At 69.9% G+C, this 24,182-nt stretch carries 26 protein-coding genes; 16 read left to right on the forward strand and 10 right to left on the reverse strand.

Translation table 11 applies throughout. The annotated features are described in order from the left end of the window. The first annotated feature begins 17 nt into the window (after positions 1 to 17). Positions 18 to 662, forward strand: coding sequence for a TetR/AcrR family transcriptional regulator (locus QWI33_RS07500; RefSeq protein WP_289956451.1), 645 nt, complete (start codon positions 18 to 20; stop codon positions 660 to 662). A 254-nt stretch (positions 663 to 916) separates the two neighbouring features. On the opposite strand, the gene QWI33_RS07505 is transcribed toward QWI33_RS07500, so the two are convergent. The 4 genes from QWI33_RS07505 to QWI33_RS07520 form a co-directional block, all read right to left on the reverse strand. After that, positions 917 to 1,726: an isocitrate lyase/PEP mutase family protein gene (locus QWI33_RS07505; RefSeq protein WP_289956452.1), complete on the reverse strand. Its 810-nt coding sequence runs from the start codon at positions 1,724 to 1,726 to the stop codon at positions 917 to 919. Between the two features lie 65 nt (positions 1,727 to 1,791). Then, positions 1,792 to 2,493, reverse strand: a complete 702-nt coding sequence (locus QWI33_RS07510; protein ID WP_289956453.1) for an alpha/beta fold hydrolase — start codon at positions 2,491 to 2,493, stop codon at positions 1,792 to 1,794. A gap of 616 nt (positions 2,494 to 3,109) precedes the next feature. Further along, positions 3,110 to 4,486, reverse strand: coding sequence for a metallophosphoesterase (locus tag QWI33_RS07515; protein ID WP_289956454.1), 1,377 nt, complete (start codon positions 4,484 to 4,486; stop codon positions 3,110 to 3,112). Beyond that, positions 4,486 to 5,232 carry an SDR family NAD(P)-dependent oxidoreductase gene (locus tag QWI33_RS07520; protein WP_289956455.1) on the reverse strand — a complete coding sequence of 249 codons (747 nt, stop codon included), beginning with the start codon at positions 5,230 to 5,232 and terminating at the stop codon, positions 4,486 to 4,488. Before QWI33_RS07520 ends, QWI33_RS07515 begins: the two co-directional genes overlap by 1 nt. Positions 5,233 to 5,491: 259 nt before the next feature. Here QWI33_RS07520 and QWI33_RS07525 point away from each other — a divergent pair, with 259 nt between their 5' ends. From QWI33_RS07525 to QWI33_RS07540, 4 genes are read left to right on the forward strand one after another with little or no spacing between them, the layout of a single operon-like run. After that, positions 5,492 to 6,400 (forward strand): ABC transporter ATP-binding protein, encoded by a 909-nt coding sequence (locus QWI33_RS07525; RefSeq protein WP_289956456.1) that lies wholly within the window; start codon positions 5,492 to 5,494, stop codon positions 6,398 to 6,400. A gap of 20 nt (positions 6,401 to 6,420) precedes the next feature. Continuing rightward, complete coding sequence (locus tag QWI33_RS07530) at positions 6,421 to 7,155, forward strand: ABC transporter permease (RefSeq protein WP_289956457.1); 735 nt, start codon at positions 6,421 to 6,423, stop codon at positions 7,153 to 7,155. Between the two features lie 14 nt (positions 7,156 to 7,169). After that, positions 7,170 to 8,426: a sensor histidine kinase gene (locus tag QWI33_RS07535; protein WP_289956458.1), complete on the forward strand. Its 1,257-nt coding sequence runs from the start codon at positions 7,170 to 7,172 to the stop codon at positions 8,424 to 8,426. After that, positions 8,416 to 9,066 carry a response regulator gene (locus QWI33_RS07540; protein ID WP_289956459.1) on the forward strand — a complete coding sequence of 217 codons (651 nt, stop codon included), beginning with the start codon at positions 8,416 to 8,418 and terminating at the stop codon, positions 9,064 to 9,066. Before QWI33_RS07535 ends, QWI33_RS07540 begins: the two co-directional genes overlap by 11 nt. 16 nt (positions 9,067 to 9,082) lie before the next feature. On the opposite strand, the gene QWI33_RS07545 is transcribed toward QWI33_RS07540, so the two are convergent. Next, positions 9,083 to 9,568, reverse strand: coding sequence for a cupin domain-containing protein (locus QWI33_RS07545; RefSeq protein WP_289956460.1), 486 nt, complete (start codon positions 9,566 to 9,568; stop codon positions 9,083 to 9,085). A 96-nt stretch (positions 9,569 to 9,664) separates the two neighbouring features. Here QWI33_RS07545 and QWI33_RS07550 point away from each other — a divergent pair, with 96 nt between their 5' ends. Further along, entirely contained in the window at positions 9,665 to 10,396 is a 732-nt protein-coding gene (locus QWI33_RS07550) for a carbon-nitrogen hydrolase family protein (protein ID WP_289956461.1), read from the forward strand. A gap of 28 nt (positions 10,397 to 10,424) precedes the next feature. Here the strand turns inward: QWI33_RS07550 and QWI33_RS07555 are convergent, their stop codons facing one another. Then, positions 10,425 to 10,820 carry a winged helix-turn-helix transcriptional regulator gene (locus QWI33_RS07555; protein WP_289956462.1) on the reverse strand — a complete coding sequence of 132 codons (396 nt, stop codon included), beginning with the start codon at positions 10,818 to 10,820 and terminating at the stop codon, positions 10,425 to 10,427. 89 nt (positions 10,821 to 10,909) lie between these two features. On the opposite strand from QWI33_RS07555, the gene QWI33_RS07560 reads away from it, so the two are divergent. The 6 genes from QWI33_RS07560 (at position 10,910) to QWI33_RS07585 (ending at position 18,604) form a co-directional block, all read left to right on the forward strand. After that, entirely contained in the window at positions 10,910 to 11,725 is an 816-nt protein-coding gene (locus QWI33_RS07560; protein ID WP_289956463.1) for an SDR family oxidoreductase, read from the forward strand. 294 nt (positions 11,726 to 12,019) lie between these two features. Then, positions 12,020 to 13,207 (forward strand): NAD(P)/FAD-dependent oxidoreductase, encoded by a 1,188-nt coding sequence (locus QWI33_RS07565; protein WP_289956464.1) that lies wholly within the window; start codon positions 12,020 to 12,022, stop codon positions 13,205 to 13,207. A 10-nt stretch (positions 13,208 to 13,217) separates the two neighbouring features. Further along, positions 13,218 to 14,153, forward strand: coding sequence for an RNA polymerase sigma factor SigJ (gene sigJ, locus QWI33_RS07570; protein ID WP_289956465.1), 936 nt, complete (start codon positions 13,218 to 13,220; stop codon positions 14,151 to 14,153). 227 nt (positions 14,154 to 14,380) lie between these two features. Next, positions 14,381 to 15,217, forward strand: coding sequence for a CPBP family intramembrane glutamic endopeptidase (locus tag QWI33_RS07575; RefSeq protein ID WP_289956466.1), 837 nt, complete (start codon positions 14,381 to 14,383; stop codon positions 15,215 to 15,217). Between the two features lie 157 nt (positions 15,218 to 15,374). Next, positions 15,375 to 15,842 (forward strand): hypothetical protein, encoded by a 468-nt coding sequence (locus QWI33_RS07580; RefSeq protein WP_289956467.1) that lies wholly within the window; start codon positions 15,375 to 15,377, stop codon positions 15,840 to 15,842. Continuing rightward, a complete protein-coding gene (locus QWI33_RS07585) occupies positions 15,839 to 18,604 on the forward strand; it encodes a M48 family metalloprotease (protein WP_289956468.1) in 2,766 nt (921 codons plus the stop codon). The genes QWI33_RS07580 and QWI33_RS07585 overlap by 4 nt, the downstream gene beginning before the upstream one ends. Before the next feature lie 127 nt (positions 18,605 to 18,731). Here the strand turns inward: QWI33_RS07585 and QWI33_RS07590 are convergent, their stop codons facing one another. Both QWI33_RS07590 and QWI33_RS07595 read right to left on the reverse strand, forming a co-directional pair. Beyond that, a complete protein-coding gene (locus QWI33_RS07590; RefSeq protein WP_289956469.1) occupies positions 18,732 to 19,403 on the reverse strand; it encodes an alpha/beta fold hydrolase in 672 nt (223 codons plus the stop codon). Continuing rightward, positions 19,396 to 20,376, reverse strand: a complete 981-nt coding sequence (locus QWI33_RS07595) for an EamA family transporter (protein WP_289956470.1) — start codon at positions 20,374 to 20,376, stop codon at positions 19,396 to 19,398. The genes QWI33_RS07590 and QWI33_RS07595 overlap by 8 nt, the downstream gene beginning before the upstream one ends. Before the next feature lie 351 nt (positions 20,377 to 20,727). On the opposite strand from QWI33_RS07595, the gene QWI33_RS07600 reads away from it, so the two are divergent. Next, positions 20,728 to 21,330 (forward strand): N-acetylmuramoyl-L-alanine amidase family protein, encoded by a 603-nt coding sequence (locus tag QWI33_RS07600; protein ID WP_289956471.1) that lies wholly within the window; start codon positions 20,728 to 20,730, stop codon positions 21,328 to 21,330. A 117-nt stretch (positions 21,331 to 21,447) separates the two neighbouring features. On the opposite strand, the gene QWI33_RS07605 is transcribed toward QWI33_RS07600, so the two are convergent. Continuing rightward, the gene (locus QWI33_RS07605; RefSeq protein WP_289956472.1) at positions 21,448 to 21,636 is read right to left on the reverse strand and encodes a DUF397 domain-containing protein; all 189 of its coding nucleotides are present in this window, start codon (positions 21,634 to 21,636) and stop codon (positions 21,448 to 21,450) included. After that, positions 21,569 to 22,459 carry a Scr1 family TA system antitoxin-like transcriptional regulator gene (locus QWI33_RS07610; RefSeq protein WP_289956473.1) on the reverse strand — a complete coding sequence of 297 codons (891 nt, stop codon included), beginning with the start codon at positions 22,457 to 22,459 and terminating at the stop codon, positions 21,569 to 21,571. Before QWI33_RS07610 ends, QWI33_RS07605 begins: the two co-directional genes overlap by 68 nt. Before the next feature lie 360 nt (positions 22,460 to 22,819). On the opposite strand from QWI33_RS07610, the gene QWI33_RS07615 reads away from it, so the two are divergent. The 3 genes from QWI33_RS07615 (at position 22,820) to QWI33_RS07625 (ending at position 24,165) form a co-directional block, all read left to right on the forward strand. Then, entirely contained in the window at positions 22,820 to 23,146 is a 327-nt protein-coding gene (locus QWI33_RS07615; RefSeq protein WP_289956474.1) for a hypothetical protein, read from the forward strand. Next, positions 23,139 to 23,435 carry a hypothetical protein gene (locus QWI33_RS07620; protein ID WP_289956475.1) on the forward strand — a complete coding sequence of 99 codons (297 nt, stop codon included), beginning with the start codon at positions 23,139 to 23,141 and terminating at the stop codon, positions 23,433 to 23,435. The genes QWI33_RS07615 and QWI33_RS07620 overlap by 8 nt, the downstream gene beginning before the upstream one ends. A 274-nt stretch (positions 23,436 to 23,709) precedes the next feature. After that, positions 23,710 to 24,165 (forward strand): hypothetical protein, encoded by a 456-nt coding sequence (locus tag QWI33_RS07625; RefSeq protein ID WP_289956476.1) that lies wholly within the window; start codon positions 23,710 to 23,712, stop codon positions 24,163 to 24,165. Positions 24,166 to 24,182 lie beyond the last annotated feature (17 nt).

The raw sequence follows: 24,182 nt of genomic DNA on the forward strand, positions 1-24,182 counted from the left end.
GGAGTATTGTTACGTTCATGTCTGATTCACAACTTCGCAATCAAGACAAAAGCGATGCGTCGCCGCCGTTGACGACCCGCGAGAAGCTCCTGCGCGCCGCGCGGGACGTGTTCGCCGAGCACGGGCTGGCCCACACCCGCATCTCCGACATCGCCACGCGCTCCGGCGTCAACCGCGAGCGCGTGTACGGGTACTTCGGCAGCAAGGAGGGGCTGTTCGACGCCGTCATCAACGACGCGCTCGACGAGCTGGCCGAGGCCGTGCCGCTCACCCCCGGCGAGGACCTGGTCGGGTATGTGGACCGGGTACACGAGTTCCACCGCCTCCACCCGCAGCTGCTCCGGCTGCTCCTGTGGGAGGCGCTGCACTACCGGTCCGAGCCGCTGCCCGGCGAGGAGGACCGGAAGGTGCGGTACCGGGAGAAGGTGAGCGCACTCGAGCAGTCGCTCGGGGCGGCCGAAGGCCGCCTCCAACCCGCCCCGACCCTGTTCATCCTCATCGGACTCGCGGCCTGGCCGAGCGTCGTGCCGCAGCTCGCACGTCTCATCATGGGCAGCGACACGAGCGAGAACCCCGAACTCATGCGCGAGCACCTGCTCTCCTTCGCGCGCGTGGCACTGCGACCGGAAGAGCAGGCGGCGGAAGCCGACGCAAAGAGCTGACAAGGCCTAAAGGCCCAGCGCACAGAGTTATCCACAGGCAGAAAACTTCCTGTTGCCACTTGACTACAACACGTGTCAGCCTTGATGTAAAAAGCCATCCGGCTCCTGCGGGATGGCGGCGACACAAGGGGATTCGCGAACGTCGCCATACCGAGGCCGCGCGCGGGAAGCCACCCGCGCGCGGTCCCCGCAGGAGCCGCCTCTCCGTGGAGACGCGGGTGACCGGGCCGCAGACCGGCCTTCGCGAGTCGCGCTCAGGCGAGGAGGTCGTTCATGGTGCCGTAGGCGATGCCGTCCGCGATCGTGTCGTAGGAGTCCGCTTCGAGGAAGCCCACCGTGGCCCTGCGGGCGAGTTCATATGCGGCACTGGCGAGGCCCGGGCCCAGGCTGATGCGGGCCACGCCCAGGCGTTCCAGTTCGGAGGGCGCGAGAGCGCCAGGCCCGGCCATCACGTTGAGCGGCAGGCGGACCGCCTGCACGAGCGCGGCGATCACGGTCGGGTCGGTCACTCCCGGCACGAAGATGCCGTCGGCTCCCGCCTGCGCGTATGCCTCCGCGCGGGCGATCGTGGCGTCGAGACGCTCGGACTCCTCGCCGATGCCGGCCAAGTACATGTCGATGCGCGCGTTGATGAACAGATCCGGCCCGGCCCCCTCACGGGCGGCGCCCAGGCGCTCCACCTGATCCGCGAGGTCGCGCAGCGACCCGGGGGCCTCCGCCGTGGTGTCCTCGATGTTCACGCCGACCGCGCCCGCCTCGGCGACCGCCGCGAGTGTCGCGGCGACCTCTTTCGGCGTCGCGCCGAAGCCGGACTCGATGTCGGCGGTCACCGGCACGTCCACCACTCGCACGATCCGCGAGATCGCCTCCACGGCCGCATCGCGGTCGAGCGCGTCGCCGTCGGGCCGGCCGAGGCTCCACGCGATCCCGGCGCTCGTCGTGGCGATCGCGGGGGCGCCCGCGGCGGCGATGACCGCTGCACTGGCTGCATCCCAGCAGTTCGGCAGGCGCAGGGCCGGAGTGGTGTGGAGGGAGCGGAAGCGGGCGGCGGTCTGATTCGTCATGTGCACAATGAAAGCAGCGATGTCGCCTCGTGTCTGGCCACGAAACGACATCACCGTCGTCCGGGTCAGGCGCGGCCGACCGCCGAGACGAGTGCGTCGGCGAGCTCGGCCGGCTTCGTGAACTGCGGCCAGTGGCCGGTCGGCAGGTCGATGTACGAGACGTCCTTGACCGCGGCGATCTCCTTCACGAACGGCACGCCCTGCTCGATCCACGCGAGGACCATGGCGCTGCCGAACTCGCAGCAGATGAGGGTGATCGGCACGTCGAAGCGGCGTTCGTCGCCGAGCACCTGCTTGTCGAACGCGACCGCCTTCGGGGTCGGGATCGCCCTGGCCCGGAAGGCCTCACGCAGGTCGTCGTCGAGGTCGACCAGGTCCTCGTCCTCGAACACGTTCCAGTCGGGCAGCGGGATCTCGCCGTCCACGACCGGCAGCTCGTCGTTGATGACCCCGCCGGGGCCGAGTGGCGCCGAGTCGACGTAGACGATCCGCGCAATGCGGTCGGGCCGGGCGTCGGCGACCGCGTGCGCGACCGCACCGCCGCCGGAGTGGCCCACGAGCACGACCGGGCCCTCGAGCGCGTCGACGGCGGCGACCACCGCGTCAATGTGGTCGCGCAGACCGATGCCGCTGCGGTCGGCGTCGCGGGACTCCATGCCGGGCAACGTGATCGGGTGCGTGCGATGCCCGGCCTTCTCGAGCGCGGGCGTGATCTCGCTCCATGAGGACGCGTCGAGCCAGAAACCGGGAATGAGGATGATGTCCATCGCCTGACCATAGCGGCCCCCACCGACAGTCTCAGGAGTCCGCGAAGCGGGGCGCAGCACGAGCCGCCGCGGCGGGTGCGGCGTGCGGCGTGCGGCGTGCGGCGTGCGGCTGAGGAGCCTGCGCTCAGGGCGGCAGGGTGCGGAGCGGGCCAGCGCGCACGGCTGTGTCTGACGTGAGGTTGGGCGCGAGGCCGTGTGCGGCCGAGTGCGGTCGTGCGCTAGGTGAGCGTGGGTGCGTGGGTGCGTGGGTGCGTGGGTGCGTGGGTGCGTGGGTGCGTGGGTGCGTGGGTGCGTGGGTGCGTGGGTGCGTGGGTGCGTGGGTGCGTGGGTGCGTGGGTGCGTGGGTGCGTGGGTGCGAGGGTGCGAGGGTGCGAGGGTGCGAGGGTGCGAGGGTGCGAGGGTGCGAGGGTGCGAGGGTGCGAGGGTGCGAGGGTGCGAGGGTGCGAGGGTGCGAGGACGCGAGGACGCGAGGACGCGAGGACGCGAGGACGCGAGGACGCGAGGACGCGAGGACGCGAGGACGCGAGGACGCGAGGACGCGAGGACGCGAGGACGCTCCGGGAGTCTCGCTCGCGCTCGTCGTCGCTTGTGGGCGGGGCGTGCGCTCGATGCGCGGTCAGCTTGATGTGGACCGGAGGGTCATTACGGTGATGTCGGCGTCTGCGCCTACCCGGATCGGTGGGCCGTTCGTGCCTGCGCCGTTGGTGACGTATACCTGCGTGTCTCCGTGTTGCTCGAGGCCGGTGAGTTGGCCGCTGCGGATGAGGGAGGCGTAATGGACGGGCCACATCTGGCCGCCGTGGGTGTGGCCGGAGAGTTGGAGGTCCACACCGTAGTCGGCGATGCGGTCGACCGCGTTCGGCTGGTGGGCGAGGAGGATCACTGGGCGTGAGGGGTCGCGGTCGCCTAGGGCCGCTTCGAAGTCCGGGCCGGTCTCGTCGGTGAGATGGCGTTGCTCGACGATGAGGTCGTTGACGCCGGCGAGGTCGAAGCCGAGCAGTTCGACGCGGGTGTTCGGGAGTCCGTGTATGCCGAGTTCGGCGACGCGGTCGTACCACTCGTCGGCGCCCACGTAGTGCTCGGCGTTGCCGGCCACGAAGAAGGTGCCGTCGCGTGCTTGGAGTCCGGCGAGGGGGTCGGTGGCGTCGCGGACCTGGTCGGCCTCGTTGCTGGCGAGGTCGCCGACGAACGCGATGAGGTCGGCTTGGGCGCGGTTGATCTGGTCGACCACGCGTTCGCAGTAGCCGCGGCCGCGGATCGCGGAGAAGTGGGTGTCGCCGACGACGGCGATCCGGTAGCCGTCGAATCGGCGTGGGAGCCGGGCCAGGTTGACGGTGACCGGCTTGAGCGGTGGTGTCCGGTAGCCCTCGTACAGGCCGTGGCCGACGGTGGCGACGGCCAGCGCTGATGCGCTGAGCCCGATTGCCCGTGACATCACGCGTCGTCGTGACTGGCCGGTGGTGTGTGCGGTGTTGTCCGTGTCGGTGGTTGTGGATTCGCTGGTCGGTGGGGTGGTGTGTGACGTGGTACTGGTGTCGGCTGCGGGTGGTGTGGTCGTGGCGGGTGGCGGGGGTGCGGGTCGGGGCCAAAGGCGGAGTCTGATGAGGATTGATCGGAGGTGGTGCCAGAAGCCGTCGGCGCGGTCGGCGGCGATTTCGGTTTCGGTCATGGTGCGGCGGGCTCGGCGGATGAGGATGAACCGCAGTGCTTCGCCGATGACGAGGAGGCCGAAGAGGTAGAGGAAGAGGCCGAACCAGATGAGGCCGGGGTAGCCGGCGGCGGCTTGGACGGCCAGTGGTGCGTCGGAGGGTGTGAGGAATCGGGCGAGGAGTCCGAAGAGTGCGAGGACGGCGAGGATGGCGGCTCCGGTTGGGCGCCATCGTGAGCCGGGTTGGGTGGTGTCGCGGCAGAGTCGCCACCAGAGGTAGTAGTGCAGTGCGGCGAATCCGACGGTGACGGCGAGGAGCCGGACGATGAACCAGGCGAGGGTCATCAGCGGCCGACTACGGCGCCGCCGTTGGACTGGATGATCTGGGCTGTGACGTTGCCGGCTTCGGGTGCGGCGAGCCAGTGTGCGAGTGCGGCGATGTCGGCGGGGGTGCCGGGGTGCTTGGTGTGGGTGAGGTCGATGTTCCAGGTGCGGCGTTGGGGGCTGATGCCTTCGCCGAAGAATTCGGTGTCCTGGATGTATCCGGGGGCGATGACGTTGGCGGTGATGCCTCTGGGGGCGAGTTCCGCGGAGAGGTCGATCGCGTAGGGGTGGAGGGCGGCTTTGGAGGCGGCGTAGCTGCCTGAGCCGCTGCCGCGGTAGGCGGCGATGGAGCTGAACAGGAGGATGCGGCCGTTGTCGGCGAGGTGGGGTTTGAGTCCTTCGACGAGGTGGACGGCGGTCATGACGTTGAGTCGCAGGTTCTCGGTCCAGAGCCGGGAGACGCCGGCGAGGCCTTCGGGGCGGGGTTCGGGTGCTTGGAGGGCGATGTTGCCGCCGGCGTTGGCGATGATGACGTCGACGGTGGCGTCGCGGTCGGCGATGTGGCTTGCGACGTGTTCGGCGCCTTGGGTTTCGGTGAGGTCGGCGGCCACATAGGAGGTTTGGTCGCCGAGTGCGGCTGCGGCTTGGGCGAGGACGTTCTCGCGGCGTCCGATGAGAATGATGTGGTCGCCGTCGGCGGCCATGCGTTCGGCGATTGCGTAGCCGATGCCGGTGCCGCCGCCGCTGATCACCACTGTGCGTGCCATGGGCCTGCCTCCTTCGGTTGGGGTCGCCGCAGCGATGCTAGCTCGCGCGGGCTGGTGCGTGCGGCAGTCGTCGTCGGGTTCGCGTGTCGGTGGCGGTTCGGGGAGGGCTTGCAGTGCCGGTGCTCGGCTGCTCCCCCAACGGGTCGGGCGGTCAACCGATCGGTTGATCGGGGGGATCAACCGGTGGCTCAGTCGCGCGGTCGATGCCGGGGGGCGCCGTTCTTGCGAGTGTTGTCGTACACGAAGCAGGGAGGCCGCAATGGCGATCATCGAAGTGCAGGACCTGGTCAAGGACTACGGCAGTTTCCGTGCCGTGGACGGGATCTCGTTCGAGGTGGGCGAGGGCGAGATCTTCGGCATCCTCGGGCCCAACGGCGCGGGGAAGACCACCACCGTCGAGTGCGTCGAGGGCCTGCGGTCCCGTGACGGCGGCAGCGTCAAGGTCATGGGGCTCGACCCCCAGCGCGACGGCGCCGAGCTCAAGCAGGTGCTCGGCATCCAGTTGCAGGAGAGCCGCCTGCCCGACCGCATCCGTGTGGGCGAGGCCCTGGACTTGTACGGCTCGTTCTACCGGCAGCGGGCGGACACCGACCAGTTGATGGAGAAGCTCGGTCTGGGCGGCAAGCGCAAGACGCCGTTCGGGAAGCTCTCCGGCGGGCAGCAGCAGCGCCTGTCGATCGCGCTCGCGCTCGTCGGCAGTCCGCGCGTGGCGGTGCTGGACGAGCTCACCACCGGGCTGGACCCGCAGGCGCGTCGCGACACGTGGGACCTCATCGAGCAGGTGCGCGATTCCGGGGTGACGATCATCCTGGTCACGCACTTCATGGACGAGGCCGAGCGGCTGTGCGACCGGATCGCGGTCGTCGACTCGGGGAAGCTCGTCGCGCTCGACACCCCTGCGGGGCTCACCGCGCGGGTGAGTGAGGAGCAGCGGGTGCGGTTCCGGCCTTCCGCCGAGTTCCCGGACGCGCTCCTGCTCGACCTCCCGGAGGTCGCGCGGATCGAGCGCAGCGGCTCGCACGTGGTCGTCACGGGCGGCGAGAACCTGCTGCAGGCCGTCGCGTCCGTCTTGGCGCGCAACCACATCGTGGCCGCGGAGCTGCGCGTCGAGCAGGTCAGTCTCGATGACGCGTTCGTGGCACTCACCGGCAAGTCCCTCCAGAACTGAACCCCCGCAAGGAGCACCTGATGTCCTCTCTCGGCAAACTCATCCAGATCGAAGCCCGCCTGTTCCTGCGCGACCCGATGACCTTCGTCGTCGGGCTCCTCCTCCCCACCGTCGTCCTGGTCGGGCTCGGCGCGGTGCCCGCGCTGCGCGAGCACTCCGAGGACATAGGCGGGCAGCGGTTCATCGACTACTTCGCGCCTTCGACGATCGTGATGGCCGTCGGCGTCATCGGCCTGACGAACCTCCCCGTGGTCCTGGCGACCTACCGCGAGCAAGGGGTGCTGCGGCGCATGCAGGCCACCCCGGTCGCCCCGGTGAAACTGCTGCTCGCGCAGCTGGTCGTCAACATCGCGGCGTCGCTCGTCTCGGCGCTGCTGGTCATCACGGCCGGCAGGGTCGTGTACGGGGTGCCGCTGCCCCAGCACCCGGCGGGCTTCCTGATCGCGTTCCTCCTCGGCATCACCGCGGTCTTCGCGCTCGGTATGCTCGTCGCGGCCGTGGCGCCGACCGCCAGGGCCGCGACCGGCCTGTCGACGATCCTGTTCATGTCGGCGATGTTCTTCGGCGGCGTGTACCTCCCCCGGTTCATGCTCCCGGACGCGGTCGCGAAGATCGGCGACTTCGTGCCCCCGGGCGTGCAGTCGCTGCTCGACGCCTGGACCGGTACGGCCCCCGCCGTGATCCCTCTGGTGGCCATGGCCGCCACCACGATCGCCGCCGGTGCGGTCGCCGCCCCAATCTTCAAGTGGGAGTAGAGGCCATGGAGCCGGTGGAGCGAACCCCTGAGGAGCTGTCCGAACGGCACTCCAGGATCGAAGGCGCGTACCACCGGCTCCTGGACTGGATGCCGTACGCCACCCTCGCGCTCAGCGCGACCCTGAGCGTCCTCATCGGACGGCAGCCTCTGGGGTTCCAGCTCCAGACGCTCGGCCTCGCCGCCGCCGCGGCCGTCTGCGTGTACTTCGCGTACACCCGGATACCGTCCAAGACCGAGGCGTCCGGCTCGCGGATCGGGTTGCACCTGTTCGTGATGCTCGCCTTCGGCGCGGCGCTCATGGCCCGGGACATGCTGTTCTTCATCTTCGTGATCACCGGGTTCTTCCACGCCGGCTACCTCAAGTCGATGCCGATGCTCGTCGCCGGCATCGGCACGAGCTCGATCGTGGTGAACTCCAGCATCGTCAACTTCACCGATCCCGAGCCTGAGGGCGTCGTCGTCTTCATGGTGGTCGTCATCGTCCAGACGCTCGCGATCAGCTCGGGGTTCCTGCTCAACGAGAAGCTGGTGCAACTGCGCACCCAGCGCGAAGAGGCGCTCCTCTCCCGCGAGGCGGCGCTCCAGGAGAACGCCGGGCTCCACATGCAACTGCTCACGCAGGCAAGGGAGGCGGGCATCCTCGACGAGCGGCAGCGCATGGCCCGCGACATCCACGACACCGTGGCGCAGGGCCTGGCGGGGATCATCGCGCAGCTGCACGCCGCGGACGGCACGGACGACGAGTCGCAGCGCCGACGGCACCTCGCCAGCGCCGCGGACCTGGCCCGCGAGAGCCTGGCCGAGGCGCGCCGCACGGTGCAGGCGATCGGGCCGCCGACGCTGGACACCGCGCAGCTGCCCGAGGCGCTGGCGGAGGTCGCCGCGAAGTGGTCGCAGGCGCATGACGTGCCGGTGGAGCTGGTCCTGACCGGGGACGCGACGCCGATGCACCCGGAGGTCGAGGTGACGCTGCTGCGGGTGACGCAGGAGGCGCTCACCAATGCCGCCAAGCACAGCAAGGCCGGTCGTGTCGGCATCACGCTTTCCTATATGGAGGATCAGTTGGCGTTGGACGTGCGCGATGACGGGGTCGGCTTCGAGCCGACGAAGACCAAGGCCGCCAAGGGGAACGGGTACGGCATCGCGGCGATGCGGCAGCGCGTGGGGCGCCTGGCGGGCAGCTTCTCGGTCGAGTCGGAGCCGGGTTCGGGAACCGTGGTCTCGGCGATCGTGCCGGCCGTGCCGCAGGCGGTGGCCGATGCGGCCTGAACCGGTGCGCGTGCTCATCGTCGACGACCACCCGGTGGTGCGCGACGGCCTGCGCGGGATGTTCGAACGGGCCGAGGACATCGAGGTGGTGGGCGAGGCCGCCGACGGCCGTGAAGCGGTCGACCGGGCGCTCGCCCTGCGCCCGGACGTGGTGCTCATGGACCTGCGGATGCCCGGCACCGACGGCGTGACCGCGATCCGGGAGCTGGCGGCGCGCGGCGCGACGTCGAAGGTGCTGGTGCTGACCACGTACGACACCGATTCCGACGTGCTGCCGGCGATCGAGGCGGGCGCGAGCGGCTACCTGCTCAAGGACGCGTCGCCCGCGGAGCTGCAGCGCGCCATCAGGACCGCGCACGAGGGGGGCACCGTGCTCGCGCCTTCGGTCGCGTCGCTCCTGATGGCCCAGGTGCGCAGGCCCGCGCCGAGCACCGGTCCGCTGAGCGAGCGGGAACTGGAGGTGCTGGCGTTGATCGCGAAGGGCCGCAACAACAGGGAGGCGGCGGCCGAGCTGTTCATCAGCGAGGCGACGGTGAAGACGCACCTGATGCACGTGTACGCGAAGCTGGAGGTCAACGACCGGGCCGCGGCCGTGGCGGCCGGGTACGAGCGCGGGCTGCTCCAGCCGAAGGGGCGGTAGCGGCGTCGGGCCGCGGTCAGGCCTCTTCGACCCAGTAGTTGTCGTGCTCGATGAAGAACGCGGCGCGCTCCTCCTCGGTCATCTCGCCGATGGTGGCGAGGCCTTCGAAGTAGGGTTCGCGCACGGCCCCGGGGGTGAACAGCAGGAGCATCGAGGCGGGTTCGTCGGTGTCGTTGCGGAAGCCGTGGAGGCCGCCCTGCGGCACGTACACGAAGTCGCCCTTGCTCATCGGGGCCCACTCGTTGCCGTTGTAGATGGTGACGGTGCCGTCGAGGATGTAGAAGGACTCCGAGATGGTCTTGTGGTAGTGCGCGCCGGGGCCGCCCTTCTTGGGGCCCATGTTCCAGCGGTAGAGGCCGAACTCGCCGCCGGTCGCCGCGCCCTTCGCGAGGTAGTCGGCGTGGCCGTTGTCGAAGAGGATGTCCGCGGGGGTGTCATTGCGGCGGACGACCGCGGTGGCCTCGCCGGTGTCGCCGAAGTACTTCGGTTCGGGGTATGACATGCGAGGGTCCCTCTCTGGTCGCGGGCGCGTGACGGTCCCTGGAGCGTACTGCCGCGAGGCGGGCGCGCGGTGGGGAGGTCCGGTTACGCTCGGGGCATGAGCGAGCGCCCCGAGCCCCTGTCCGTCGCCGCCGCGCAGCCCGAGCTGCGGGCGGGCGAACTCGCGCGCAACGCGCGTGCCCACGCCGAGGCGGTCCGCGCCGCCGGTGCCCGGCTCGTGGTGTTCCCCGAGCTGTCGCTGACCTCGTACGCGCTTGCCGCTCCCGCTGTGGCCCTTGCCGATCCGGCACTGGACGAGGTCGTGGCGGCGTGCGCCGAGACCGGCGCGGTGGCGCTGGCCGGGGCGCCGGTCAAGGAGGGCGACGCGGAATACATCGCGACCCTGCGCATCGACGGGAACGGCGTCGAAGTGGCCTACCGGAAGATGCATCCCGACGAGGAGGAGGGCCGCCGCTTCCGGGCCGCGACCGATCCGGCCGTCATGGAACTGGACGGTTGGCGGCTGGGCCTGGCGGTCTGCCGCGACACGATGATGTTCGAGCACGCACCGGCCACCGCCGAGTTCGCGAAGCGCTCAGGGCGCGGCGGCATCGACGCGTACGTCGCCGGCTCGCTCTTCACCCCCAGAGGACTGGTCAAGCGCGACAAGCGGATGCCGCAGCTCGCCCGCGGCTACGGCATGTGGGTGGTGCAGGCGTGCTTCGCCGGGCCGGGCAGCGACTACCCGGAGGTCGCGGGCGCTTCGGCGGTCTGGGCGCCCGACGGCACGGTCGCGGCCCGCGCCGACGAGCGGCCGGGCCGGATCGTCAAGGCCGAGCTCAGGTTCTAAGGGCCTGCGGCGAGGCGGCGTCCGAGTCCTAGACCGCCGATTCGTCCTTCGGACATGCCTCCATCATGGACGCGGCGTTGCCGCGGATCCAGTCGAACATGTTGCCCAGGTGGTCGGCGGTGCCCGCACCGAACTCGGTGAGGCCGTACGTCACCTGCGGCGGCACGGTGGGCTCGACGCGGCGCCACACCAGGTTGTCGGCCACCAGCGCCCGGAGGGTCTGCGAGAGCATCTTCTCGCTGATCCCCTCGATGCGGTCGCGCAGCTCGAAGAAGCGCAGTTCCCTGTGCCGCAGGCCGAGGAGGACCCAGATCCCCCAGCGGTTCGTGATGTGGTCGAGCACCTGCCGTGCGGGGCAGTTGGTGTGAAAGACCTCACGACCGTCCGGCGGGGCCCATGCGATGATCTGATTTCCTCCCGGCATGACAGGAGCTTACCTCGAGGTAGGCCCTTCCCGAAAGTAAGTCCTGCCCCTACCTTGGGTTCCACACCTGAAACCGAAAGGGACCCACCATGATCGTCGTCACCGGAGCCACCGGCAACATCGGCCGCCCGCTCGTCGAAGCCCTCACCGCCGCAGGCGAGAAGGTCGTCACCGTCTCGCGCGGCGACGCCGCGTTCGGGGCCGGCGTCGTCCACCGCAGGGCGGACCTCACCGCGACCGAGACCTTGAAGCCCGCCTTCGAGGGCGGCGAGAAGCTCTTCCTCCTCACTCTCGACCCCGAACTCGACGTCGCGCCGATCCTCGACGCGGCGAAGGACGCCGGGATCACGAGCGTCGTCCTCATCTCCTCGCAGCGCGTCGGCACCCGCCCCACCGAGGCGCTCCTGGCGCTGGAAAAGGCCGCTCAGACCTCAGGTCTGGAATGGACCGTGCTGCGACCGGGCGGCTTCGCCTCCAACGCGATGCTGTGGTCCGAGCCCGTGCGCAAGGAGCGCACGGTCATCGCGCCCTTCGGGGACGTGGCCCTGCCGGTGATCGACCCGCGCGACATCGCACACGTCGCCGCCGCCGCGCTCACCGAGGACGGCCACGCCGGCCGGACGTACACGCTGACCGGCCCGGCGCTCATCTCGCCCCGGCAGCAGGCCGAGGCGATCGCGGCCGCGATCGGCGAGCCCGTCCGGTTCGTCGAGCAGAGCCGGGCCGACGCCCACGAGCAGCTGCTCCAGTTCTGGCCCGCCAAGGTCGTGGAAGACAGCCTCGACATCATCGGCAGCCCGAACGCCGCCGAACTGGAGATCAGCGCTGACGTGGAGCGCGTCCTCGGCCGCCCCGCGGCCACGTTCGCGGACTGGGCGCGGCGCAACGCCGAAGCGTTCCGCTAGGCGCCGCGGGTCGGGCCGCGCCTTCGCTCGGCGCCGTCCGTCGCAGGGCCGGCAGCGCGGGCAGGGGCAGGAGCGCACCGCCGCCCGGTCCCGCCCGCCTGACCGGTGGGGACATGGTCCGGAGCGCACCGCCCGGCCCCACCGTGTGGAGAGGGACGCCGTCATGGGCCGACCGGCGGGACCTCGCCGCCTCGGCCCGCCGCGGCGGTGACGCAGGACACCGATCGCTCCTGTCATGGATCGTGCGGCCGCCCCGTTCAGAGGGCGTCAAGCGAACCAGACAGGAGCGAGACCATGCAGCACCGCATCACCGTCCTCGGCGCGGGGTACGCCGGCGCCTTCGGCGCCGGCTACCTCGCGCGCCACCTCCACGCCGACGACTTCGCGATCACGGTCGTCAACGCCGAACCGGACTTCGTCGAACGCCTGCGCAACCACCAGGTCGCCGCCGGGCAGACGCTCAAGCACCGCCCGCTCGCCAAGATGTTCGCGGGCACCGGCATCCGCCTGCGCGTCGCCCGCGTCGACTCGCTCGACCCCGACGACCGCACGGTCACCGTCGCCGACGACCGCGGTCGCGAACGGCTCGAGTACGACACGCTCGTGTACGCGCTCGGCAGCACCGCCGCCGACCACGGCCTCCCCGGGGTGGACGAGCACGCCTTCCATGTCGCGTCCCGTCCCGCGGCCCTGCGACTGCGGGCGCGCCTCGAAACACTGCACGGCGGCACCGTCCTCGTCGTCGGCGGCAACCTGACCGCGATCGAGACCGCCACCGAGCTCGCCGAATCCCACCCCGAGCTCAAAGTCGTCCTCGCCACCCGCGGCGAGCTCGGCGGCTGGCTCGGCCCGAAGGCCCGCGCCCACCTCATGCGGGCCTTCGACCGGTTCGGCATCGAGGTCCACGAGCGCACTGCGATCGGCCGCGTGGCGGCGGACGGCGCATTCACCGCAGGAGGCGAGTTCCTCGCCGCCGACGCGACCGTGTGGACCGCGGGCTTCGCCGTCCACCCGATCGCCGCCGCCAGCGGCCTCGCCGTGCAGGCGAACGGGCAGATCACCGTCGACGCGCACATGCGGTCGGTCTCCCACCCGGAGGTCTACGCCGCCGGCGACGCCGTGTTCACCATCGGCGAGAACGGCAGGCCGCTGCCGATGTCCTGCGCCTCGGCGGGCCCCACCACCAAACGGGCCGCCTCCGCGATCATCCACGAGCTCACCGGCCGCAAGATCGAGATCCCCGCGCTCTCCTACGTGGGCAACCACATCAGCCTCGGCCGCAGGGACGCGATCTTCCAACTGGTCGACCGGAACGCGCAGGCGAAATCCGGGGCGCTGTGCGGCCGGACGGCCGCGCGCATCAAGAACGACATCCTCAAGGGCGCCGCCCTGGGCGCCGCGCACCCGACCTTCGGCGTGCCCTCCCGCAGGCTCCGCCGGGCCGCCGCGCCTACGGCGTCGACCAAGGCGGTCGCCGCCTAGAGTGGCGCCCATGGACACCGCCACCGTGGAACGCTTCGAGGCCGGCCGGCCGCGGCTGGCCTCGCTGGCGTACCGCCTGCTCGGTTCGGCCGCCGACGCCGAGGACGTCGTGCAGGACGCGTTCCTGCGCTGGCAGGCCGCCGACCGCGACCGCATCCGAGTGCCCGAGGCGTGGCTGACCAAAGTGGTCACCAACCTCGCGCTCGACCGGCTCCGGTCGGCGCAGGCGAGGCGCGAGCGGGCGGTCGGCGCGTGGCTGCCCGAACCGCTGCTCGAGGGCGACCCGATGCTGGGCCCCGCCGAGACCGTCGAGCAGCGCGAATCGGTGTCCGTGGCGGTCCTCATGCTCTTGGAGCGCCTGCCGCCGGTCGAACGCGCCGTCTACGTGCTGCGTGAGGCATTCGCGTACAGCCACAACGAGATCGCGGAGATCCTCGACGTCTCCGTGTCGGCGAGCCAGCAGCACGCCCTGCGCGCCCGGCGGCACGTAGCCGCCGAACGCCGCGCGGGAGCGGTCGACCGCGAGGCCGCCCGGCGGATCGTCGAGGAGTTCATCGCCGCGGCGGCCTCCGGTGAGACCGAACGCCTGGTGGCCATGCTGACCGAGGACGCCACGGCCGTCTCCGACGGCGGCGGGGTCATGGGCCGGTTCTGGTCCGAGACGGCCCCGGCGCGCATCGCCGCCACGTTCCGGGCGGCGTTCAAGCCGACCGAGGCGAAGCGGCGGCTCGCGGGCGGCTCGCCTGCGATCCACGCCGGCATCGTGAACGGGGCACCCGCCATGATCGCCGTGATCGGCGACCGCGTGGCCGGCGTCGTGGTCCTCGACCCGCGCGGGGACAAGATCGCCGCCCTGCACGGGATCGCGCACCGGGACAGCCTCGCCCGCGCCACGCGGCAGTGGCGCCGGACCGGGCACGGGGCGCCGTTCATCGAGAGCTGGTGACCCGGCCCGACCCGATCGGGTGAACTCCGGGCGGGCAAGCCCTTTCGGCCCCGGTTCCTGTCGGACCCGCCTGCGAATCTCGCCCCGAGACTTCCTTCCCCTCTCGGGAGGGTGGGGGTTGGTGGACGGCCGCTGCGGCACCCCCGATTTCGCGCCTGTCACCGGACACCGCGGGAAGACAGCCGCATGACAGGGCGGCGACAGCGCGGGCCGCGAAGCTCTACGACATGAGCAACAAGCACACGCCCACCGCCCCCGCGGAAGCCACCGACACCGTCACCGAGACCGCCGCCGAATCCAAGGGCCTCGTCGCGAAACTCCTCGCCGACCGCCACTCGATCCCGCTGTCCATCGCCCTCCACCTCGTCCCCGGCGGCCTCATCGTCGCCGCCTACGCCTTCATCGGCGCTCCCGTCAGCCGCGCCATCGGCGCCCCGATCTTCGCGGCCTGGGCCATCGGGCTCGCGATCGTCCTCTTCCCGCTCTGGTTCGGCCTGTTCTGGCTGGGCAAGAAGCAGACCGGCCGCTACACGATGCGCGGCGGCGTGGTCCGCTACCGCGACAAGCCGTTCTCCCGCGGCAAGATCACCCTGATCGGCATCGCCTTCCTGCTGTACATGGCCGTCGTGTCGCTCTCGCTCGCACCGCTCGACGCGTTCATGTACGACCACTTCTTCACCTGGGTCACCTTCGAGGGCTCCGGCGGCTCCGGCACGACCTACCTCGACGCGTACGACCTGGACGTCGTCATCACCACCCTCCTCATCTGCGGGCCCTTCACCGGCTTCCTCCTGCCCCTGATCGAGGAGTACTACTTCCGCGGCTTCCTCCTGCCCCGCCTCCCGCAGCTCGGCCGCTGGGCGCCGCTGTTCAACACGACCCTGTTCGCGATCTACCACTTCTGGGCGATCTGGACGGTCCCCTCGAAGATCCTGTTCCTCCTCCCCGGCGTCTGGTTCGTCTGGGGCAAGCACGACATCCGCGCCTCCATCTGGATGCACCCCGGCTCGGCGCTCGCGATGACCGTCCTCGGCACCACCGCCTACGTCCTCGGCCTCATGTAAGACCCGCACCACCCGAAAGGGCCCCTCGCACCGCGAGGGGCCCTTCAGTCGGCTATCCGACACGAACCTGGCGAACGGGCCCCGGTCTCATACGATGGAGCGTTCCGGTGCCCCCGGCGCCGACCGGCCGATGCCCTCGAGTGGACGGGAACCCCGCATGGCTGAAGACCACGGCACGCTCTGGGAGGTCGTGCGCGACGTCGTCGCCGACGTCGCCCCCGGCGAGCTGGACTACGTCGAAGGGCTGCGGCACCTCGACGACCGGACCGTGACGCGTGCGATGCGCCGCCGCCGGGGCCGCAACGAGCCGCTCGGCTTCGGCTCGACCGACCTGGTGCTGCTCGCGACGCCGATCGTGTGGATCGTCGTGGAGCACTTGGTCACCCGCGGCACCGACACCTTGATCGACCGGGCCGCGAAGGGCCTGCGGTCGCGGTTCGGGAAGCGGCAGGCCGACCGCCGCGTACCGCTGCAGCACGACCGGCGGGCCGCCCGCCTGCGGCGCAAGGTCGAAGCCGAGGCGCGCCGCCGCGGACTGTCGGCCGAAGAGGCCGACGCCATCGTCGACGCGCTCTTCCGCCGCTTCGAGCTCGACGACGAGCGGACCGGGCCACCGGAGCGATGAGCGGGCCGCGTCTGGCCGTCGACGCCGCCACGACGCTCCGGTTCGCCCAGCTCGTGGCGCTCATGGTCGTCAGCACCGGCGCCACGATCCTCGAGGCGCGCAACCTGCTCGGCGGGAACCTCGACAGGGCGGAATGCTACCGGGCCGCCGGGGTCAACGCCGAGATCGACACCTACGCGAACGCGGCGGACAGCCTCTCCCGCAACGCGGACGCCGTCGCCGCCTGCCTCGAGCAGTACCCTGCGCCGTCGATGTGGCTGGCGGCCATATGGATCGGCCTGCTGCTCGCCGCGACCCTCCTCCTGTTCAACGCCATGCCGAAGTGGAAGGCGCGGCGAGGCCGGTACGTGCCCCTCGAACTCCTGCCCGGCGGCGCGGCCGCCCGGACGCGGATCGACGAGCTCGCGGACGCCCTCGGACTCGCCGGGTCCAAAGTGGTGGTCGTCGTCGACCCCGTCGCGGCCACCGAGAGCGCGGTCATGTTCGGCAGCAACCGAAGACCGCGCATGCGCATGCACCGGGGGCTCCTCGACGCCAGGGAGACCGAGCCGGAGACGTTCGACGCCGTGGTGCTGCACGAACTGGCGCACCTGAAGAACCGCGACCTCACCATCACCTACCTCGTGATCGCGATGTGGCGCGTGTTCGTGTGGCTCGTGCTCGTCCCGTACCTGATCGTCCGCATCGACCTGTTCTTCGACTCGGTGCGGTTCTACTCGTGGGCGACGAACCTGATCGGGATCAACCTCAAGAACATCGCCGCCACCGGCCTCCTCGCCGTGCTCGTGTACCTCTCGCGCACGGAGGTCCTGCGCGTCAGGGAGATGCGGGCCGACCAGACCGCCAGGTCCCGCCCCGATGTCTGGCCCGCGGCGGCGGTGCGGGAGGACCAGGGCCGCTGGAAGCGGTTCCTGCGGATCTGGCGCGTGCACCCCGACTGGGACACCCGCCGGGCCACAATGGAACGGCCCGAGTCGCTCCAGCGGATCAGGCCGTTCGCGCTGGCGCTCACCGGACTCGCGACCGTGATCATGCTCTACCGGATTCAGTTCGCGTTCACGGAGGTCCCGTGGCCCCTAGTCCCGTCGCTGCTGGCCGCCGCGCTCATCGCCGCCGTCGCGGCGTCCGCGATCCTCGGCGTCTACATCACCCAGGCGGTCGCACTGCGCGACGCGGGCCCGGGAACCGGTGCCGCCGCGGGCTTCTGGTTCGGGCTCGGCATGATGCTGGGCCTGCCGTTCGTGGACGCGGTGTTCTCCTTCACCCGCCTGCCGTCCCACCCGGAGTTCTCGCTCGCGCTCGTGGCCATGGCCGTCCTCTTCGGATGGTGGCTCTCCGAGACCGCGCGGCAGTGGACGGGAACGGGCGTCTCCGCCCCGCGACTGGCGGTCGTCGTCGCCCTGTCGCTGCCGGTCCTGACCATCCTGCTGGTCGTCTGGCGGTACTGGTCCGCCTTCTTCGAAGGCCTGTACCCGTTCTTCGACACCGACACCGTCTCCTCGCAGTGGGGCGACACCGTCGAGTCCAAGGGCGGCGAGGCCGACGGCTTCGCGGCCAGGGCCTTCTACCTGCTCAGTCCGGCGCTGCTGGCGACCGCAGGGCCACTGCTGTTCGCGATGATCGCCTTGATGTGGGCGGCTGCGGTCGTGCCGCGGATCGTCCCCCCGCTGCGGCGCCGGTTCGAGCCGCTGCCGTCCGGTCTCAAGCCCGCCATCGCAGGCGCCGCCGCAGGGCTCGCCGGGATCGCCGCGATCCGACTCGTGCTGGGCCGCTTCGACTTCACGGACGCCACCGGCCCCTACTCGATCCAGTGGTCGCTCTACTACTGGTCCAGTGCGGCAGTGCTGTTCGCCGCTGCGATCGCGGCCGCGGTCGCAGCGAATACGGGCCGCCCGCGCCTACGCCTGCTCCACACGCTCGTCTCGGTGTACTTGGGGATCTGGGCCGGCGTCGCCGGATTCATCGTCGTGACGGCGGCGGACGGCTGCCTCGGCCCGCTGAACGTCTACCAGAGCGAATGCGCCTGGCGCCCCGACCTCGCCTGGCCCGAGATCTCCATGCCGCTCAACCTCCTCGTGGTCGGCTCGCTCGTCGTCGCAGCGGTGGCCGCCGCGCTCGGCTCAGCGGTCCAGCGCCTCGCACGGCGGCCCGAGCGGCCCGAACGGCCGGCCCCCGAAGGCAGGCGGTTCGATCGCGCCGCCGCCCCGGTCGCGATTGCCCTGGTCCTGGCCCTGGCGCTGTTCTTCACCGGCTGGCGCGACCGGCACTACCTGGACATGCTGCTCACGTCCACCGCCGATCCGGGGGTCCTCGAAGGCTGGATCGAACGCGAAGGCGAGCGCCCGCCCGAACTCGTGGCCGAACAGGTCCGCGCCTGGCTCGACGGCGGCGGCTACGACCTGCTCGAGCGGTTCGCCGACGACCTCACCACCATGGACGAGGCCACCGCCGCGTACGTGTCCACTCCGGAGGGCGAACGCACCCTCGACCAGCTCAATGCCGTCCCCGAAGCATGCGACCGCATGACCGCGACGGTCCTCGACGCCGACGACTACTTCGAGATCCCCGACACCGCACTCCAACAGATATGGAGCGACTTCCTCGACCACACGTGGGACCGGGCCGTCACCTGCGCCGACGAGTTCCAGTCCGTGGTCGACGGCGGCGACGGCGAAGTGTGGGCGACGGCAGTGCGCGGGCTCAGGGAGGAGACCATCCCCGAGTACGGGACGCTCACGGAGTCCATCGGCGCGGTCCTCTGACAACGGCGACAACGAGTCGAAGACTCGTGCGGCAGCGGATGCCCCAGCGTGGACGGCGACCGCCGCGGCCACGGCGGCGCGATACCGACCCACTCGACCACCGGCCCCGCGCGCCGACCCGCGCGCTTCAGCGATCCAGTGCAGTCCAGTACGCGTGCAGCCGCTCGGCCAGTTCGCGCGGGTTGGCGAGGGCGATCATGTGGCCGCCGTCGATCTCGTCCGGCTCGATGCCGAGGCGGTCGCGCACCATGCCGCGCACGAACGCGGGCGGGAAGAACCGGTCGTCGCGGCAGAGCAGGAACCGCGTCGGCACGTCCGGCCACGCCTTCAGCGGCGACGGCTCACCGTCGCGCGTCCCCGCCTGCTCGCGGGCGCGCGCATTGCACTCCTCGACCAGCTCGGCGGGCACGCCGTTGTAGAACACGTCGGCCTCGGGGTCGGCCGCCTCCAGGTCGGTGAACCCGCTCGCGCTCCACCAGTCGTTCGGGGCCTCGCCCGGCGCGGGCACCATGGCGGTCACGAAGACCAGCAGCTCGGTGCCGATGCGGGAGCACACGATCGGGGCGACCAAGCCGCCCCATGAATGCGCCACCACCACGAGGTTCGGGCGGTCGCCGCAGGCCTCGACCACCGCGTCGGCATACTCGCCGACGCCGTTCGCGGATTCCTCCAGCGGCAGGTCGACCGCGACCACCTCATGCCCGAGGTCGCGCAGTACCGGCGCGACCAGGTGCCAGTCCCAGCTCGTGCTGCCGCCGCCGTGGATCAGTACGAACGTCGCAGTCTCGTTGTCAGCCATCTTCGGACTCCTTCGCGATCGATTGCTTTCGTTGGGGCCGTTCGGTACTCACCACGAGCACCACTGCGGCGATGACGATCGCGCCGCCCGCGATGATCGGCCCCGTCACCGCTTCTGACAGGACCAGCCAGCCGAGGACGACCGCCACCAGGGGGTTCACGTACGCGTAGGTCGCGACGAGCGAGATGTTCGCGGCCTGCAGCAGCCACACGTACGCCGAGAACGCGACCACCGAACCGAACACTACAAGGTAGCCCCACGCAGCCCATGACCTCGCCGAATACTCGGCCGGTTCGAAACGCTCGCCCCACGCGAAACCCACGACCAGCAGCAGGACCCCGCCGATCGCCATCTCGTACACGGCCGCGACGAACGCGTCCCGCGGCATCCGCAACCGCGGCTGCAGCCACGAACCGAACGCCCACGACGCGGCCGAGAACACCACCAGCGCCACGGTCCAGAACGGGAATTCGCCGCCCACCCCGTTGCCGACGAGCAGCACGGCGAGCCCGGCAAACCCGATCAGCACGCCCAGAGCTGTAGTCCGCTTCGGGCGCTCGCCCGCGAGCACGCGGTACAAGAGGACCCACAGCGGCACCGCCGCGATGAGCAGCGCGACCAGACCCGAGGGGGCCCCACCGCTCTCGGCGATCGTCACCGAGCCTTGGCCGAGGACGGGCAGGAGCAGGCCTATCAGCGCGCACGACAGCACCTCCGCGCGGCTCAGTCGGAGCCGCGCCAAGCCGCCTCGGGCCGCCAGGATGACGCCGAGAACGACGGCGGCGCAGAAGAATCGGCCACCGGCCGCGATCATGGGCGGTATGTCCTCGACCATGATCCGGATGCCGAGGTAGGTCGACCCCCACACGACGTAGACGATGGCGAGCGCGAACCCTACGAGGACCGGCCCCGACGGCTTCGCGCGCCGCGCCTTCCCACCTGGCCCCTGCACGACTTCCGTTGCTGCGGTCATGCTGACACGGTAGGCGTCGGCGGGCGGTATGGAAAGCGAAAACCTTCGTCGATTTCACGCCCCGCTGCGTGACCCTCGCGCCACCCAAGTCGGTCCGCTTCGCGTGATGAACCTGTCGTCGCCAACGAAGCCCGCCGGTGTCCCGCCGGTCCTCCGCCTGGATCATGCAGCTCTGTGCCGCTTTACTGACTTCTAGATGGACATTCGGCGGTTCCGTACGAGTCGAGCGCGACTCGTGCGGGACCCGCCGACGAGGTCTCCACCCCCGGAGCTCCAGTCCCCTCCCGAACGGAGCCAGAAGAAGTGGCACAACGGAATGTTTCGCGGCGGTCCGCCCTGATCGCGGGGACCATGGGACTCGCGTCGCTGCCCTTCGCGGGCAGCGCTGCGCAAGCCCAAGACCTCAGCCTCAACGCGAACCGCAAGATCTTCCTCGACCCCGGCCACGGAGGCCACGACCCCGGCGCAGTTGGGAACGGCCTCCGGGAGAAGGACCTGACGCTCGACATCGCCAAGCGCACCAGGGCCATTCTGGACGACCACGGGTACCAGACGCGGATGTCGCGCACCTCGGATGTCCACGTGGACCTCCCGGACCGGGCGGCCGCCGCGAACGCGTGGGGGGCGCACGTATTCCTGAGCATCCACATCAACGCCGGCGGCGGGACCGGTTTCGAGAGCCACCGCGAAGTGAACGCGACCGATCACACCCGGAGGTTCAATTCCACTGTGCACCGCCGGACCATCGCATGGATGCGCCAAACCGCCTCGATCACCGATCGGGGGACGAAGGAAACGAACTACGTCGTGCTCACCCACGCGAACATGTCCGCGGTGCTCACCGAGAATCTCTTCATCGACAACGAAGCCAACGCCAACCTCCTGAGGTCGCCGAACTTCAGGCAGGACATCGCGATCGGGCACTTCTACGGCGTCGACACCTTTTTCAACTAGCGCGGATGCGGCTTTCATCTGGGCCGACGTACGGCGATTCCCTCCGGTAGCGACAGAAAAGGGCGTGCGGGCATCCGCCCGCACGCCCCGCGAGAGCGAAGGCTCATCGGATGTCGGTCAGTCGCGGTCGGCGACGCGCAGAAGGCCTGTGAAGTCAGAGGAGGTCAGATTGAAGACCGGGGAGTCGTGGCCGAGCTTGGAGTCCCGAACCTGGAAGCCGGCGTCCGTGTTCCGAGCCTCAACGCAGTCGGTCTGCCCGGAGTTGTTGCTGCGGGTGCTCTTCCGCCAGCTGGTGTACTCCACCATCGAGGAACCTTCCAATACCTTGCGAGTTCGATCGCAGGAACCTGCGGGCTTGATCATACAAGCCGATTTTCGTCTCATCGACCACGTGGCGGCTCTGGTCGAGCTGTTCCACGTACACATAGTTGGGCCCCGCGTAGGTTGCCGCATCAGACTCGAACATGTCGAACGCGTAGGTCGCGAAATGCGGCGGCTGGACCACCCGAACCTCGCAGCCGGACAGCGAGTCGACCCAGCGAAGCCGCTCGATCTGCGCGGTTTTCTCGTCTGGAGTGAGCAGGGTCAGATCCGCGAACGCGCTCGCTGGGACATAAAACTCCGCTTGCAGTTGGCTCTGAGCCTTGAACCGCCCGAAGAATCTCTTCGCTCGACGTTCCTTTCGCTTCCAGTTCTTTACCTTGTTCGCGGGATCTTCTACAGGCCCGGCCAGCACCTTCATGTGGTACGCCTCGTCTTGCAAGAGCGCTGACAGCAGCAGCGGGTCCCACTTGACATGGATCGGGTAGGTTCGCTCACCGCTCTCCACGATATAGAGGTTGCGCTTGTCGAGGTCAGAGACCAGCTCTGAGTTCTTGAGGAGCTGATCGCTGACATGCAGGATGAACCTCTTGCGAGCCATTTCAACCTCGGCCTGGTCGCACAGGAGAGACAGATTCCCCTTGTCGGGGATGCGACTCCCGTCGAGCCAGGCTCGGATCGTGGTGGAGCTCTTGCTCATCACCCTTGCGAACTGGTTTGGTGACCACCCCGCATCCTGCGAAATGGTGTTGACCTCGGCGGTCAAGTAGGCCCGAGCGAACTTCTGGTACAAGACCGTGCCTGCCATCCAGTGCTCCCTGCGCTGCGCGAATAACGGTTTGTAGCGATGATCGCACGAACCGCCCAGATTGAATTCATCACGACTCGGCCCAAAATCGGTACACCGTAATGGAGGCTTCACTGCAGTGCACCGAAACGGTGTACCCATCATGGAACTCCGTTTCAGTGCGCCGGAACACCATGGGAGACATAGCTATTGACCAGGCAAAACATCGCCTATGTTGGAGTCATCGCGAGTTGCCTCCCGGCTCGCGTGCGGTGGGAATGCCGGGGAGTCGCTGCCACGCAGCAGCAATGCTTGGCTCTTCGTGGGCTCCTCGGCACTACCACTGTCGGCTATCTGACACTCTCTCCATTGGAGGTCGCGATGTACAACCGAACGGCGAAGCCGAAGCCCGACAACGACCAATCCGCCTCGGACCCGCTGGAGCGGGGCCAGTTCAGCGACGGCCGCCGCGTCTTCGTCGTCCGCGCCTCCAGTACCGACGCACCCGACTCGTTCCAGGTGCACACCAAGGGAAACCAGTCCGAGATCTGCCTGGTCGTCTCAGGCCTGAACACCGGGAACCTCCACGCCACCTGGAGCGAGGAGTGGCGTTCCGCCACCCCCGAGTGGCGCGAGTGGGCGAGGAACAACGCGTTCAAGGCCTTCCACACCGTCAAGACCGCCCAGATCCGGTTCTGCCGTGGCTGACACGACGTTCGACGCCCCGCCCGAACTCGAAGGCGAACACTGTCTCGGCAAGTTCCGGCGGCACCCGGTCGAGTTCTTCGTCATCGTCATCCCGATGCCGCCGGGAACGCCCGTCACCTACCGCGTCGAGTGCGACGATGGCGTTGGCCCGCACGAGGTCTGCAGGTTCAGCGACGCCACCGAGGAACCCGTGATCTGGCGGGGCTCATGGCAGGGGGACGAGTGGTGCTCGTGGATTCTCGGGCGCGCCCGCGCGTTGGTCGCCGATCCGAGCCGTTTCGACTTCTAGACTTGTCTCCGAGGCCGGTCGGGCAAGGTGGAGTCCGACCGGCCTCACCTCTGCCCGGGGCATGGTGACCGCAGTGACCGCGCCCGGAGGGTACGGGCACGTGCCGAATAGCAATAGCTCGACCGCACGCTGAACCCGGAGCGCTCCAACCGATTACGGCCAAGATGCAAGCTCAGTGAGCGTTCGCCGGGACGCCCCAGGAGAAGCGCTCGCGCGCCTCCGCGAGCGAGGCGCGTGACCGTTCTCGTGGCGCAACGTCGCTAATCTTGCGCACATGAGATCGAACCGAGCGCCCCTCGACCTCGACGGTGGCTCCGGTCCCCGTTGGCCCTCGCGGCTCGGGCGGGCCCTGGGGATCACGGCGCTGCAAGTCATCGCCGCAGCCGTCGTGTTCGCGCTCTTCCTGATCCCGGCGTCGAACGCCCCTTCGGAGGGCCCCGACGACTGGGCCGGGTTCGAGTACATCGTCATGGGTGTGTTCGCGGCGCCTGCGGCCGCGGTGATCCTCGGCCTGATCGTCGCGTCCCGCATGCGCATGCCGCTGTACGGCCTCTACGCCTTGCCGGCACTGCTCGCCGCGGCGGGGTACATCGCGCCGTTCATCACCGATCTCCACAGTCTGGATCTCCCGGTCCTCCCGGTCTTCATCGGCGGCAACCTCCTGATCGCGCTCGCCACCGTCCGCCTCCCGCGCCGCCCGAGGCGGCCGCCCACCGGCGTGCCCTTCTGACCGGCCAAGCCGCCCCT

The organism is Glycomyces tritici (assembly GCF_030403505.1).

Excerpts from the sequence above, each read along its gene's own strand:
- QWI33_RS07615 (WP_289956474.1), top strand. The coding sequence starts at position 22,820 with ATGTACAACCGAACGGCGAAGCCGAAGCCCGACAACGACCAATCCGCC.
- QWI33_RS07520 (WP_289956455.1), bottom strand. The coding sequence starts at position 5,232 with ATGGCACGCACAGTGGTGATCAGCGGCGGCGGCACCGGCATCGGCTAC.
- QWI33_RS07580 (WP_289956467.1), top strand. The coding sequence starts at position 15,375 with ATGGCTGAAGACCACGGCACGCTCTGGGAGGTCGTGCGCGACGTCGTC.
- QWI33_RS07510 (WP_289956453.1), bottom strand. The coding sequence starts at position 2,493 with ATGGACATCATCCTCATTCCCGGTTTCTGGCTCGACGCGTCCTCATGG.
- QWI33_RS07610 (WP_289956473.1), bottom strand. The coding sequence starts at position 22,459 with ATGGCAGGCACGGTCTTGTACCAGAAGTTCGCTCGGGCCTACTTGACC.
- QWI33_RS07565 (WP_289956464.1), top strand. The coding sequence starts at position 12,020 with ATGCAGCACCGCATCACCGTCCTCGGCGCGGGGTACGCCGGCGCCTTC.
- QWI33_RS07560 (WP_289956463.1), top strand. The coding sequence starts at position 10,910 with ATGATCGTCGTCACCGGAGCCACCGGCAACATCGGCCGCCCGCTCGTC.
- QWI33_RS07590 (WP_289956469.1), bottom strand. The coding sequence starts at position 19,403 with ATGGCTGACAACGAGACTGCGACGTTCGTACTGATCCACGGCGGCGGC.
- QWI33_RS07625 (WP_289956476.1), top strand. The coding sequence starts at position 23,710 with ATGAGATCGAACCGAGCGCCCCTCGACCTCGACGGTGGCTCCGGTCCC.
- QWI33_RS07595 (WP_289956470.1), bottom strand. The coding sequence starts at position 20,376 with ATGACCGCAGCAACGGAAGTCGTGCAGGGGCCAGGTGGGAAGGCGCGG.
- QWI33_RS07530 (WP_289956457.1), top strand. The coding sequence starts at position 6,421 with ATGTCCTCTCTCGGCAAACTCATCCAGATCGAAGCCCGCCTGTTCCTG.
- QWI33_RS07525 (WP_289956456.1), top strand. The coding sequence starts at position 5,492 with ATGGCGATCATCGAAGTGCAGGACCTGGTCAAGGACTACGGCAGTTTC.
- QWI33_RS07575 (WP_289956466.1), top strand. The coding sequence starts at position 14,381 with ATGAGCAACAAGCACACGCCCACCGCCCCCGCGGAAGCCACCGACACC.
- QWI33_RS07605 (WP_289956472.1), bottom strand. The coding sequence starts at position 21,636 with ATGGTGGAGTACACCAGCTGGCGGAAGAGCACCCGCAGCAACAACTCC.
- QWI33_RS07515 (WP_289956454.1), bottom strand. The coding sequence starts at position 4,486 with ATGACCCTCGCCTGGTTCATCGTCCGGCTCCTCGCCGTCACCGTCGGA.
- sigJ (WP_289956465.1), top strand. The coding sequence starts at position 13,218 with ATGGACACCGCCACCGTGGAACGCTTCGAGGCCGGCCGGCCGCGGCTG.
- QWI33_RS07585 (WP_289956468.1), top strand. The coding sequence starts at position 15,839 with ATGAGCGGGCCGCGTCTGGCCGTCGACGCCGCCACGACGCTCCGGTTC.
- QWI33_RS07505 (WP_289956452.1), bottom strand. The coding sequence starts at position 1,726 with ATGACGAATCAGACCGCCGCCCGCTTCCGCTCCCTCCACACCACTCCG.
- QWI33_RS07545 (WP_289956460.1), bottom strand. The coding sequence starts at position 9,568 with ATGTCATACCCCGAACCGAAGTACTTCGGCGACACCGGCGAGGCCACC.
- QWI33_RS07540 (WP_289956459.1), top strand. The coding sequence starts at position 8,416 with ATGCGGCCTGAACCGGTGCGCGTGCTCATCGTCGACGACCACCCGGTG.
- QWI33_RS07500 (WP_289956451.1), top strand. The coding sequence starts at position 18 with ATGTCTGATTCACAACTTCGCAATCAAGACAAAAGCGATGCGTCGCCG.
- QWI33_RS07550 (WP_289956461.1), top strand. The coding sequence starts at position 9,665 with ATGAGCGAGCGCCCCGAGCCCCTGTCCGTCGCCGCCGCGCAGCCCGAG.
- QWI33_RS07600 (WP_289956471.1), top strand. The coding sequence starts at position 20,728 with ATGGGACTCGCGTCGCTGCCCTTCGCGGGCAGCGCTGCGCAAGCCCAA.
- QWI33_RS07555 (WP_289956462.1), bottom strand. The coding sequence starts at position 10,820 with ATGCCGGGAGGAAATCAGATCATCGCATGGGCCCCGCCGGACGGTCGT.